The 12,459-nt window shown below is 59.3% G+C and carries 11 protein-coding genes; 5 read left to right on the top strand and 6 right to left on the bottom strand.

Annotation, left to right across the window (positions count from 1 at the left end):
• Window positions 1-39: 39 nt before the first annotated feature.
• From F7R06_RS17055 to F7R06_RS17080, 6 genes are all read right to left on the bottom strand, one after another.
• The gene (locus F7R06_RS17055) at window positions 40-561 is read right to left on the bottom strand and encodes a cupin domain-containing protein (RefSeq protein ID WP_090323186.1); all 522 of its coding nucleotides are present in this window, start codon (window positions 559-561) and stop codon (window positions 40-42) included.
• A 239-nt stretch (window positions 562-800) separates the two neighbouring features.
• Window positions 801-1,589: an SDR family oxidoreductase gene (locus tag F7R06_RS17060; RefSeq protein WP_090323185.1), complete on the bottom strand. Its 789-nt coding sequence runs from the start codon at window positions 1,587-1,589 to the stop codon at window positions 801-803.
• A gap of 42 nt (window positions 1,590-1,631) precedes the next feature.
• Window positions 1,632-3,179 (bottom strand): amino acid ABC transporter permease/ATP-binding protein, encoded by a 1,548-nt coding sequence (locus F7R06_RS31245; protein WP_090323183.1) that lies wholly within the window; start codon window positions 3,177-3,179, stop codon window positions 1,632-1,634.
• Window positions 3,180-3,243: 64 nt separating this feature from the next.
• On the bottom strand, window positions 3,244-4,038 hold the full coding sequence (locus tag F7R06_RS17070) for an ABC transporter substrate-binding protein (RefSeq protein ID WP_090323182.1): 795 nt from the start codon (window positions 4,036-4,038) through the stop codon (window positions 3,244-3,246).
• Between the two features lie 46 nt (window positions 4,039-4,084).
• Window positions 4,085-5,155 carry an isopenicillin N synthase family dioxygenase gene (locus F7R06_RS17075; RefSeq protein WP_090323180.1) on the bottom strand — a complete coding sequence of 357 codons (1,071 nt, stop codon included), beginning with the start codon at window positions 5,153-5,155 and terminating at the stop codon, window positions 4,085-4,087.
• 14 nt (window positions 5,156-5,169) lie between these two features.
• Entirely contained in the window at window positions 5,170-6,021 is an 852-nt protein-coding gene (locus tag F7R06_RS17080; protein ID WP_090323178.1) for a sugar phosphate isomerase/epimerase family protein, read from the bottom strand.
• Window positions 6,022-6,473: 452 nt separating this feature from the next.
• On the opposite strand from F7R06_RS17080, the gene F7R06_RS17085 reads away from it, so the two are divergent.
• From F7R06_RS17085 to thrC, 5 genes are all read left to right on the top strand, one after another.
• Window positions 6,474-7,070 carry an eCIS core domain-containing protein gene (locus tag F7R06_RS17085; RefSeq protein ID WP_090323176.1) on the top strand — a complete coding sequence of 199 codons (597 nt, stop codon included), beginning with the start codon at window positions 6,474-6,476 and terminating at the stop codon, window positions 7,068-7,070.
• Between the two features lie 178 nt (window positions 7,071-7,248).
• On the top strand, window positions 7,249-8,526 hold the full coding sequence (locus F7R06_RS17090; RefSeq protein WP_090323175.1) for a cystathionine gamma-synthase family protein: 1,278 nt from the start codon (window positions 7,249-7,251) through the stop codon (window positions 8,524-8,526).
• Between the two features lie 151 nt (window positions 8,527-8,677).
• Complete coding sequence (locus tag F7R06_RS17095; RefSeq protein WP_090323173.1) at window positions 8,678-10,108, top strand: amino acid permease; 1,431 nt, start codon at window positions 8,678-8,680, stop codon at window positions 10,106-10,108.
• Window positions 10,109-10,168: 60 nt separating this feature from the next.
• A complete protein-coding gene (locus F7R06_RS17100; protein WP_090323172.1) occupies window positions 10,169-11,059 on the top strand; it encodes a LysR substrate-binding domain-containing protein in 891 nt (296 codons plus the stop codon).
• Between the two features lie 16 nt (window positions 11,060-11,075).
• Entirely contained in the window at window positions 11,076-12,455 is a 1,380-nt protein-coding gene (gene thrC / locus F7R06_RS17105; protein WP_090323170.1) for a threonine synthase, read from the top strand.
• The last annotated feature ends 4 nt before the right edge of the window (window positions 12,456-12,459 follow it).

The following is a 12,459-nucleotide window of genomic DNA, read 5'->3' on the forward strand; positions in this document are numbered from 1 at the left end:
ATGACGCGCACAAGCAAGGGGATTACCTGTGCGCGCAGCTTACATCCAATAACGCCTGACCGCGCCCGGTTGGCCCGGCACTGGATCCTGCTCCGGAAACGTCAATTGCTCAATGTTTCGCAGTTGCTCGGGGCTCGGTGCTTTGCGACAGATATCGGCGTGCTGGCCTGGTGGGTAAGCTCCAACCACCAGAAAGTCATCACTGGCCCTCAGATTGCAGTGGCCGGTGCCGGCGGGCAACAGTAAGACATCGCCGGCGCTGACTTCCAATACCCGACCTTCCGGGCCGCCGAGCATCACGTGAGCGTAGCCGCTGGCGATGCCCAGCACTTCATGGCCCTGGGTGTGGTAGTGGTGGTAATCGTAGATCCCGTCGCGCCATTGCGGCGGCCAGCCATTGGCGTTGAATATTTCCTCGAACAAGGCCGTCGGGTCACTGCCTTCAGCGGCAATCGCCTTGATGTAAATCAGCACCGGCAGGCGAGGGTTGTTCGGCACCCAACCGTTGCGTTGCAGCAGCAGGGTTTGCAAGGGAGTATCGACAGCTTGCGACCTGTCCATCGGAGATCCTCCGCGACTTCAAGAGCCCTTTTTATTTAGAGTCACCATTCAGGAGTGACATTCAGGGCTCTGGGGTCGTTCAACAAATACTCCGAAAAGGTGCAGAAACCCCTGGATCTCTTGAGGAACCGGCTTGTCGGCGAAGGCATTGTGTCAACAACGATCTCAAGCATGCCGCTACGCAGTCGATGCCGGCGTGATCAAGTCCTTCGCCGGCATCGCTGTGTTGTCGGCCATTGTTACTGGCTGGAACGAACGGCCCCGCCGTCAATCAACAGGTTCTGCCCCGTCAGGTAGCCGGCATGGCTGCTGCAGACGAAGGCGCACAGCGCGCCGAACTCCTCGGGTGAGCCAAAGCGCCTGGCAGGAATTTCGCTGCGGCATTCATCGAGGAATGCCTCACTGTCCTGCCCCGACTCATCGGCCGCCGCGACCAGGTTGTCACGCAGCCGATCGGTGTCGAATGAGCCCGGTTGCAGGTTGTTGATCGTCACATTGCGACTGGCAATGGTGTCCTGCCGGGCCAGTCCTGCGATGAACCCGGTCAGGCCACTGCGTGCGCCATTGGACAGACCCAGGCTTTCGATGGGGGACTTCACCGCGCTCGAGGTGATGTTGACGATGCGGCCAAACCCGCGTGCGGCCATACCGTCTACCGTGGCCTTGATCAACTCGATAGGGGTCAGCATGTTGGCATCCAGCGCCTTGAGCCAGACGTCACGGTTCCACTCGCGGAAATCCCCGGGAGGCGGGCCGCCCGCGTTGTTGATCAAAATATCGAAATGCGCATGGGCCTGCAGCGCGGCCGCCCGGCCTTCGGGCGTTGAAATGTCACCGGCCACGGCGATGACCGTCACGTCAGGATTGCTGGCCCTGAGCTGACGGGCGGTTTCATTCAGCGTCTGTTCGCCTCGGGCAGTGATCACCACGTTCACGCCTTCGTTGACGAGTGCCTGTGCGCAGGCCTTGCCCAGTCCTTTGCTGGCCGCGCATACCAGGGCCCAGCGTCCGGCTATTCCAAGATTCATAGGTGTTTTCCTGAAAGAAGGAAGCTCAAAGTAAGTGATTGCCTACGCATGATTCACGGCGGCAGCCAGGTTTGGCGTTTGGGCACTGATGCCCATGAAGCGCCGCACTCGCTCTCCTTCAGGATCGCATCGAATGGTTTCAGGTGCAGCATCCAGTTGGACCTTGCCGTTCTCCATGAACACCACACGGTCGGATATCGACATGGCGAAGTCCATTTCGTGGGTGACAATCACCATGGTCATGCCTTCTTTGGCCAGGTCGCGAATCACGTTCAGCACGTCGTTGACCAGTTCCGGGTCGAGGGCCGAGGTCGGTTCGTCGAACAGCATGATCTGCGGTTCCATTGCCAGGGCGCGGGCGATCGCCACGCGTTGTTGCTGCCCGCCGGAGAGCTGGTGCGGGTACTTGTGGGCATGGGCCAGCAGGCCGACCTTGTCCAGCAGCGCATAGGCACGGTGTTCGCTCAGCTCGCCCGGGATGCCGTGGTAACGCGGCGCCAGCGTGACGTTGTCGAGAATGGTGCGGTGGGGGAACAGATTGAAATTCTGGAACACCATGCCGATGTGCCGCACGCCTTTGCGCAGGCGGGCGCTGTTGGGCTTGTCCGACGGCTCGATGAATTTTTCACCGAACAACAGAATGTCGCCGGTATCGATGCTTTCTAGGCCGTTGACCGTGCGGATCAGCGACGTCTTGCCGGAACCGGACGGGCCAATGATCGAAACCACTTGGCCGTATTCGACATTCAGGTCGATACCCAGCAGCACTTTGTGCGTGCCGTAGCTCTTCTGGATGTTCTTGAGTTGCAGGATCGGCGTGTTGTTGCTGCCGGCCACTTTGGGCGCGTTGTCGGGCAAGGCTTCGGCGCAGGCCTTGAGCTTGGCCACGGCGGCCGCGTCGAGGGTGTGCGGCTTGCGGAAGTTCAGGTCCAGGTAGCGTTCCAGACGCTGCAGGAAATAGCCGAACACGGTGACGATCAGCACGTAATACACCCCGACCGCCGCCAGGGTTTCCATGACCAGGAAGTTGGTCGCGTAGAGGCGTTGGCCGACCGTGAGAATCTCGGTGAGGGAGATGACCGAGACCAGCGACGTCAGCTTGACCACCGTGATGTATTCATTGATCAGCGTCGGCAGCGAGATACGGAATGCCTGGGGGATCACGATCAAGCGCTGCATGCCGAACAGGCCGACACCCAGCGCGCGCCCGGCTTCCTTCTGGCCCTTGGCCACGGAGATCAGGCCGCCACGGTGGATTTCGGCCATGTACGCCGCTTCCGTGACCACCAGGGCCAGCAAGCCGGAGTAGAACGGGTCGGACAGAATCGGGCCGCTACCGGGAAACAATTGCGGCAAGTTGTAGACGAAGACCACCAGCACCAGCAACGGGATGCTGCGGAAGAACCAGATGTAGGCCGCCGCGGGAGCGCGCACCAAGGGCGACTGTGACAGCTTCGCCGTCGCCAGGAGAAAGCCCAGCAGCATGCCGATGAACCAGGCCAGGGCACTGAGCTGGATGACCGTGACGCAGGCCTTCCAGAAGTCCGGCAGGGAGAACAGGGAGAAAAAATACGACCAATCGAATTGCATAGGGCACCTCAATCTGCCGCCCGAATGCGCGGGCGGCAGATGACCGGACTACAAGGACACGTACTTAGTTGGCAGTCGGTTCTTCCAAGCCATATTTCTTCAGAATAGCGGCGTATTCGCCGCTTTTTTTCGTTTCTTCGAACGCTTTTTGCACCGCCTGGAAGGTTTCGTCGTTACCTTTCTTGACGAAGATGCCCAGGGTCTGCTGATAGATCGGGTGCTCGGTGGTGATCACCACGCGACCATTGGTTTTTTCCGCGATCATTTTTGCCGCGCCAGCGATTTCAACCTGGGCCTGAATGTTCTTCGACAACAGGGCCTGGGTCACTTCCGGCGCAGAAGGGTACTCGCTGACGGTGATGGCGCCTTTGTTGTTCGGCACGCAGTACTCATCGGAGAGCTTCTTGAATTCCTTGACCCAGGTGGTGCCCTGTTCCAGGCCCAGTTTCAAGCCGCACAGGTCTTCAGGCTTTTTCGCATTGATTTCGCTGCCCTTGGGCACCATCACCGCGGCGCCCGTGTTGGCATAGGCGATGGTCTGGGCCTGAGTCTGGCGCTCCGGGGTGATGTACATGCCGGAAATGATGGCGTCGTACTTGCCGGAGTTCAGGCCCAGGATCAGGCTTGGGAACTTGGTGTCGACGAACTCCACCTTGGCATTCAGGTGCTTGGCCAGGGCGGTGGCCAGTTCCGGGTCCGAGCCCACCACGTTTTTGTCCTTGTCGTAGGATTCGAACGGTGGGTAGGTGATTTCCATGCCGACCTTGAAGGTGTCTGTTGCTGCCATGCTCAACGAAGCACTGAGCATGCCGGCTGCCAATACGGTCATGCGCAACAGGGTGTTTTTATTATTTGTCATTGTTTACAGACTCCGGCGTAGGTAAGGGTGTGGCTGGAAAGGTTGATCAGGACGGTTGGGCCTGATTTTTTAAATGTCCGAAACTGGCGGGTTTGCGTGCCTTCTCTGGCATTTGTACTTCTCCATTGGCCACCCTCTGGCGCAGGTACTGATAAGTCTGCAGCGCCTGGCCATACATGTGTTCGCCTATCGTGATTTCTTCGTACTCCTGGCCGGCCTGGGCGAAGGCGGGCAGTGGCTTGATCTGGGTGTGATAGTCGCAAGCATAAAACAGCGGGAAGGAATAACGTTCTTCGCTCACGCTGCGTACCCGGTGCGCCGTCGCCACGAATGCGCCGGCCGTCATCACTTCAAGCATGTCGCCGATGTTGACCACAAAGGCATCGGCAATCGGTGGCGCATCGATCCACTGGCCAAGATTGTTCATCACCTCAAGGCCTGGCTTGTCGGCCAGGAGGATGGTGAAACACTCGTAATCGGTGTGTGCACCAATGCCCGGTGCGTCATGGGCGGCCCCGTCGAAGGGGTAGTGGATCAGGCGCAGCTTGGACGGCGGGCGGGTGACCAGGCTGTCGAAATAGTTTTCTTCCAGGCCCAGGGCCAGGGCGAAGCCGCCGAACAGACGCCGACCCAAGGCGAAGATCGCTTCATAGTAGGCCTGTACCGCCGCCTTGAAGCCTGGCAGCTCTGGCCAGTCGTTGGGCCCCAGCAACGGGGTCCTGGCCAGCACCAGCGGGTCATCGGCCGGGACTTCGAAGCCGACGTCGAAGGCTTCCTTGTGGTCCGGCTTGCCCTTGGAATAGACCTCTTCGCCTTCGGGGACAAAGCCCTTGTGGGTTTTCGAGGTGCCGATGTAGTGCTGCATCTTGGTGTCGAAGGGCTGGGCGAAGAAGTCCTTGGCCGCCTTGCGCAGGTTGGTGATCAGCTGCGGATCGACACCGTGATCGGTGATGTAGAGGAACCCGACGTCGCTGGCGGCGCGCCCCAATTGTTCGGCCACGGCCAGGCGGTGTTCCAGCTCAAAGCTGAACAGACCGGCGATATTGACCACCGGGATCTGCTTGAAATTGGCTGTCTGTGTGTCAGTGCTAACGCTGTTGTTTTTATTGTCAGGCATGACGCATCGGCTCCCTAAGGATGGCTTGAGTGGCTGAAACGGCTGAAGTGTTCACGCTCGGTCTTGCCCATCCACACGTTCAACGACCACAGATCGGCGACCGGTACGTTGGTGAAGGGCAAGTGATGCAGGTAGCCGTCGGCGCCGAATTCCGGGGTCAGGGTGCTGACCCGGTAACCGCGGGCTTGTTGCGAGCGCCAGATGCTTTCCCAGTGCTGCTGATGAAAGGCCAGTTCTTTGGCATATTCCGGCGCCGCCGGGTGCGGGACTTGCGGGCCCTGGTCATAGCCGACCCGGGCCTGGATGTGGTGAACCCGCTCGATGAAGGCGCTCAGATCATCAGCCGGGTCATTCAACAGGCGCTCGCAAGTGACCACCCAATGGCTGATGTCGCTGGTGAACAACAGCTCGGGCAGTTGCCGGATCAACTCCAGGGTCACCCAAGGGTTGAACAGCGAGCGCGAGCGGTGGGTTTCGAAACTGCAGACCTGGCCGTGCTTGCGCGCCAGTTCCAGTGCCTGACCGAAGAACTCCACTTGTTGTGCCAGGGACCAGCGATCATTGCCTGCCAGCACGTTGACGAAACGTGGGCTGAGCTCGGCGGCCCAGGCGAGTTTCTGCTCAAGGTCATTGAGGTGAACGGCCGGCGTCGCCGATTGGTCCGGCAGTACGTCGTACGCGGTAAAGACGGTGCTGATGTAGCCGACGCGATTGGCCTGGAGGAAAGCGGCGAACTCGGCCCGTTCCCGGGCGTCCAGTGGCAGGCGTGCTTCCATTCCGTCAAAGCCGGCCTGCAGCAGCTCTTCAAGCGCCTGGGCCTTGCTGGCGGTGTAGCCCCACAGCGTGCGGAAAATTTCCAGCTTCATTGGTGATCCTCAAAAATCCTGGGCCTGCTGCAACTGCACTTCAGCGGAGCCGGACGGCAATCAAGGGCCGGCAACGACAGAGGATCTTCGAGTCGGGTCTCTGCGTGATGGCTCCCACTCAGCGCTGCCGTGGCCTGTTCGCTGTGGGGCCGATGTTAGGCACAGGCGGCGGCGCGAAAGAATCTGAAAGTTCAAATGAATACTTCAGAGTTTCGTCAACAAATAGCTAGCTAATGACCACGATTTTCAGGCGACATTTTGTCGATGAGCAGGTGTCTACGCTCGCTATTGGTGCAAAGTGCCACTGTTGAGGCATCATTTTGAAGAGTCCCAAGCGACAGCGGACCACGCCAATCAGCTCGGGAATCTCTGGTTCGCGACTACGCTGAAAATGGCGGATCGTCGTTCATGGGGGACCCACGCTCGCCTTGCATCCGTCCCGGGAGCGCCTAATGTCATCCATCACCACGCGCCTGGTGGCGCTTTTGGTTCTGTGCCTGACGCTTGAAGTGGCAGCCCAGAGCAATGTCTGCCCCGACGGCGAGAAACAAGTGTGCCTGGATGGCTGCACCTGCCTGCCAGACCTGGAACAACTGATTGGCCCGGTGCCAGATGGCGTCGTCCAGATCGCCGCACCTGCCCTGGCACTGTGGCTGACCCAGGCTCGCACTGAAGCCGCCAAGGCCGGCACCCAACCCATTCCACCGAACATCCGCGAGAAACTGCTGCGCTGGTACGACCCCGGCGTCCTCGATGCCGCGCGCTACACGGTCAGCGACAGTGAACAATTGAACGCCGCCAACGCCATGCTGCAAAACCCCGATGTCGGCGCCGTGACGCTGATTGACATCATCCTCTTCCGCGACGCTCAAGACGCCGAACAGAACTTCGCGCTGTGGGCGCACGAACTCAAGCATGTGCAGCAGTATCAGGAGTGGGGCGTCGATGGATTCGCCCAGCGCTACACACAGGATTTCAATGTCGTGGAGGCGCCGGCGTATGCGATTCAGGCTGAGGTCAGGCGCGCGGTGCGCAAAGGGACCGACTGAAGGGCTGGGGGGCTGTCTGACCACCGGATCGACCTGTCCCCACATCACGTGAGCCATTAAAAAAAGCAGCCCTCAGGCACCGATAACATCGTTTCTCGGGGGCACGGCTTTTCAATATATTGGCCGCCAGATCCGGTGAGTGACTCAACACTCGCCGCCCTCAGTGCGAGTAGTCTTCATGAATAAAAAACCAGGCAGCGCAGCGTTGGTCAATGCGGGTTCGGGGACCCGGGCAGTTTGGGGCGGAGAACAAGTCAGGCATCCCTACAATGCCACTCAAACCCCGATTGTCGTCAGTGCCGCCTATGGTTACGACGACATCGACGTCTGGTACGACGTCGCTCTGGGCAAGGCACCAGGCTTCATCTACAGCCGCATGGGCAACCCGACCGTCGAGACCCTCGAGGCAAAAATTCGCGAGCTGGAACTGGCCGAGTCTGCCGTGGCTTTCAGCAGCGGCATGGCGGCGATCAGCAGTGTGCTTTATACCTTCCTGGCCCATGGCGATCGGGTGGTGTCGACCAAGGACAGCTATGGCGGCACCAACAAGATTTTCGAAGAGTTCCTGCCGCGCACCGGGGTGAGCGTGACATTGTGCGAGACGTTCGATCACGAAGAAATCGAACGTGAAATCGCCAAGGGTTGCCAACTGGTGTACCTGGAAACGCCCACCAACCCGACCCTCAAGGTCTTGGATATCCAGCGTCTGGTCGCCGCCGCCAAGCGTGTCGGTGCGGTGGTGGTGGCTGATAACACGTTCGCCACGCCGTTGAACCAGAACCCGCTGGCGCTGGGTGTGGACGTGGTCATTCACAGTGCGACCAAGTTTCTCAGCGGGCACGGTGACGTGCTGGGCGGCCTGGTGTGCGGCAGCGAAGTGTTGATGGCCAAGGTGCGTCATTACCGGGAAATCAACGGCGCAGCGCTTGACCCGTTCTCCGCCTACATGATCATTCGTGGCATGAAAACCCTGGTGTTGCGCATGCGTCAGCAGCAACGCAGTGCCCGCGCTCTGGCAGAGTACCTGTGCACCGAACCCTTGGTGGAGTCGGTCAATTATCCCGGCTTGCCCGGCCACCCGAATCACGCGGTGGCGTGCGCGCAAATGTCCGGTTTTGGTGCAATCGTCAGTTTTGTAGTGAGCGGCGGCATGGACACGGTCAAGGTGCTCTTGCCACGCCTGCGTTTCGCCCACTGCGCGGGCAATCTCGGTGCGGTGGAAACCATTTATGGCCCGGCCCGGACCACCAGCCATGTCGAGAACACGCTGGAGGAGCGACTGGCCCTGGGCATCTCCGAAGGGCTGGTGCGGATTTCCGTCGGTATCGAAGACACCGACGACCTGCTCGACGACCTCAAACAGGCCTTCGCTTTTGTCAGAAGTTCGGGCAACTCAGCGGTACTGGAAAACACACAACTTTCAATTAATGAAACGTGTGCAGGGATAGCAGGTTGAAGATTTAACGTTAATACCTCACTGCAAGGATTTAAGTGGGGAGTTCATGAAGTGGAATAATAATAAAACCTGATGGCGCCTTATTTTAACTCTGCCCAGTCAATTATCGCAGACGCTAATTCGTGCCCTGATAACTTTCATGAGAACAACCATGTCCATAAAAGAACAACAACTTGATACTCGCTCGGGTTTTAAACAGGAAATGCAGACGCGCCATATTGTCATGTTGGCATTAGGTGGCGTCATTGGTACCGGGCTGTTTCTCACGTCCGGTTATACGGTCAACCAGGCCGGCCCCCTGGGCGCGGTGATCGCTTACATCATCGGCGCACTCATGGTTTACATGGTGATGATGTGCCTGGGTGAGTTGGCGGTGCAGATGCCGGAAACCGGCTCGTTCAGTACGTATGCCACCCGGTTTCTCGGGCCTGGTACCGGGTATACGGTGGCCTGGTTGTATTGGCTGACCTGGACAGTGGCCATCGGTTCTGAATTCACCGCCGCCGGCATTTTAATGGTGCGCTGGTTCCCGGAAACGCCCGTGTGGATCTGGAGTGCGTTGTTTGCCGGTCTGGTGTTTCTAACCAATGTGATTTCGGTGCGCCTGTTCGCCGAGACCGAGTTCTGGTTGTCGCTGGTTAAAGTGGTGACCGTGATCGTGTTCTTGATGATTGGCGGCGGCGCGATTCTCGGTCTGCTGCACATCGAGCAAAGCCACAGCATCGGCTTGAGCAACTTCACCCGTGAAGGGCTTTTTCCGACCGGATTCTTGCCGATTGCAATGACGTTGCTGGCCGTATCCTTTGCGTTCTCCGGCACTGAATTGATTGGTATTGCCGCAGGCGAAACCAAAGATCCACAACGCAACGTGCCGCGTGCCATTCGCACGACCGTGCTGCGCCTGGCGATCTTTTTCGTGGGGACCATTTTCGTTCTGGCGACCCTGTTGCCTCGTGAACAGGCCGGTCTGGTCGAGAGTCCCTTCGTGACGGTGTTCACCTACATCGGGATTCCATACTCGGCCGACATCATGAACTTCGTGATCATCAGTGCCTTGCTGTCGGCCGCCAACTCCGGGTTGTATGCCGCGTCACGGATGCTCTGGACGTTGAGTGACCAAGGGCACCTGCCCAAGCAGTTCTCGGCCCTGACTCGCATGGGCACGCCGCTCAACGCGATTATCGTCAGCATGGCGGGTGGCGCAGCGTCGTTGCTCAGTAGCGTGTTTGCTGCCGATACCATCTATCTGGCGCTGGTGTCGATCTCCGGGTTGGCGGTCGTGGTGGTGTGGATGAGTATCGCGGCGAGCCAGATTGCGTTCCGCCGTCACTATGTGGCCAATGGCGGTGATATCCGCGACTTGAAATTCCGTGTCCGGGGCTATCCGTGGGTGCCGCTGGGAGCGCTGGTCTGCTGCACTCTGGCCTGTGTCGGGATTGCCTTCGATCCTGAGCAACGGGTGGCGTTGTACTTCGGTTTGCCCTTCATCGCCTGGTGCTACTTCGTGTATTACATTACGCGCAAAAGCCGCGAGCGACGCTTGTCGGTTGCCCCCTTGGCACAACCGTCCGATGCGTTCTAGTCAGCGCCGACGGGATGGGCAAGCGTGCTCGGTGGAGGGGGCGTCCAAGAGGTTCAAGCCATGAAACAAAAGACGCTACCCCCATTGAACTGGCTGCGGGCATTCGAGGTGTCTGCCCGCTGTTTGAACTTCACCCATGCTGCCGAAGAACTGTGTTTAACCCAGGGCGCCGTCAGCCAGCAGATCCGCCAACTGGAAAGCCATCTTGGGGTGGCGCTCTTCAAGCGCCTGCCCCGTGGCCTGGGACTGTCGGAGGAAGGCCAGGCGTATCTGCCGGTGGTGCAGGACGCAATCACCCGACTGGCCGTGGGGACCAACGAAATTTTCGGTCAGCACAAACGTCGGCCGATCAAGGTGCGCGGCAGCCTGGCGTTCTTCGTGCACTGGCTGGCGCCCAAACTGCAGGCGTTCAGCCAGGCTCATCCCCATGTGGATATCCGTTACATCAGCAATATCTGGGTCAAGGAGCTGGATGGCGAGGACGACATGGAAATTCGCTGGGGCCACGGTCAATGGCCTGGCCTGGTGTCGCAACGCCTGACCTGGGACACGCTGTTCCCGGTCTGTTCGCCGGGGCTGATGGCGAAGTCGCCGCTGACCGTCCCTGCGGATGTATCGAACCATCCATTGCTGCATGTGCTGGGTTACGAAGAGGGTTGGGGTTACTGGTTGAACATGGTCGGTGCACACGGCGTCGACTTTTCGACCGGCATGCAATTCGACACGTTGATCTCCACGTTGCGCATGGCCGAGTTAGGGCAGGGGATCGCCCTGGCGCGCTCCTCGATGGTCGATGACATGCTTCGCGATGGACGATTGGTCGAGCCCTTTACCCAGCGGATCGAAGCCAGCGAGTCTTTTTACCTCGTACGCGATTCCGGGGCCGAACAGCACCCTGACGCGGCGATATTTTCCACCTGGCTGGTCGAGCAGGCACATCGTTTCAAATGAATGGCCGGAGCCAACCATGCGTTATGTAAGCACCCGAAATTCGGCCGTGCAGGTCGATTTCGAAAAGGTCGTGTTGTCGGGAGTCGCCGAGGAAGGCGGGCTGTTCGTACCGCTCCAATTGCCGCTGTTTGAATCACAGGACATTGCCAATTGGTCGACCCTGTCCTATGACGAACTGGCCTACAGAGTGATAAGCCCGTTTGTGGGTGAGGCGATCGCCGAAGCCGACCTCAAGCGCCTGCTCAAAGAGGCCGGCGGCCAATTCCGTCATCGCTCCCTTGCACCGTTGCACCAGGTCGACCGTAACGAGTGGGTGCTGGAGTTGTTCCATGGGCCGACCCGCTCCTCGAAGGATTTCGCGGCTCAGTTGCAAGCACGGCTGGTGCAGCACTTTCTGCGTCAGCGCGGGCGTAGCGGGGTGGTGATCGGTGCCACCAACGGCGATACCGGGCTGGCGGCCATCGAAGCGTTCAAGCACTGCGAAGAAACCACCGTGATGGTGTTTTACCCGGAGGCGGGCGTGCCTCAGGACCAGCTCCGGGATCTGCAGGCCGTGGCCCACCCGAGGGTTCATCGGTTTGCCGTCAATGGCAGCTTCGACGAGTGCCAGACCATCGTCACCCGGCTGTTGCGGCAGTGGTCATATGCGCAGCACGAGGCGATCAGTTTCAACTCCAGCAACTGGGTCAGTGTGCTGGCGCAACTGGTGTTTTATTTCCATGCGGTGTTGCAGCTGGGAGGCGGTCAACGACCAATCGGTTTCAGCGTGCCAGCCGCGAGTTTTGCCGAGGTGTATGCCGGCTACATCGCGCAAAAAATGGGTTTGCCGATCACCCAGTTGATCGTGGCGACCAACCAGAATGACGCACTGCATCAGTTGTTTCAGAAGAACCACTACAGCCGGTCGCGGGCCAACAAGACGTTGTCGCCGGCCATGGATCTGTCGATTTTTGCCAATCTGGAACGGTTTGTCTGGGAGCTCTACGGGCATGACGATCAGGCGGTGAATGCCCTGATGGCAGGTTTCGAGTCCAACGGCGAGATGGTCATCGCCAACGAGTCGTGGTTGCAGGCACGGATGATCATTGACTCCTATGCGGTCAGTGATGAGCAGACGCTGAAGGAAATCACTTCGCTGTATCGCGACACCGGTTACGTCATCGACCCGCATACCGCCACCGGCGTCCTGGCGGCCAGGTTGTATCGTCGAAGCCTGGTCGCGCCCATGGTGACCCTGGGGGAAATCTCACCGGTCAAGTCAGCGGCGCTGCTGGGTGAACTGGGCATCAGCCTGCCGATGCCGCAACGCGAGGTCGCGGCCCAAGGGCAGGCGCAGCTTTACCGGATTGAGCCGGACGATCTCGATACCATCCATGCGCTGCTGAACGCGCTGTGAAGAC

The organism is Pseudomonas moorei (assembly GCF_008801475.1).
Taxonomy (GTDB): Bacteria; Pseudomonadota; Gammaproteobacteria; order Pseudomonadales; family Pseudomonadaceae; genus Aquipseudomonas; species Aquipseudomonas moorei.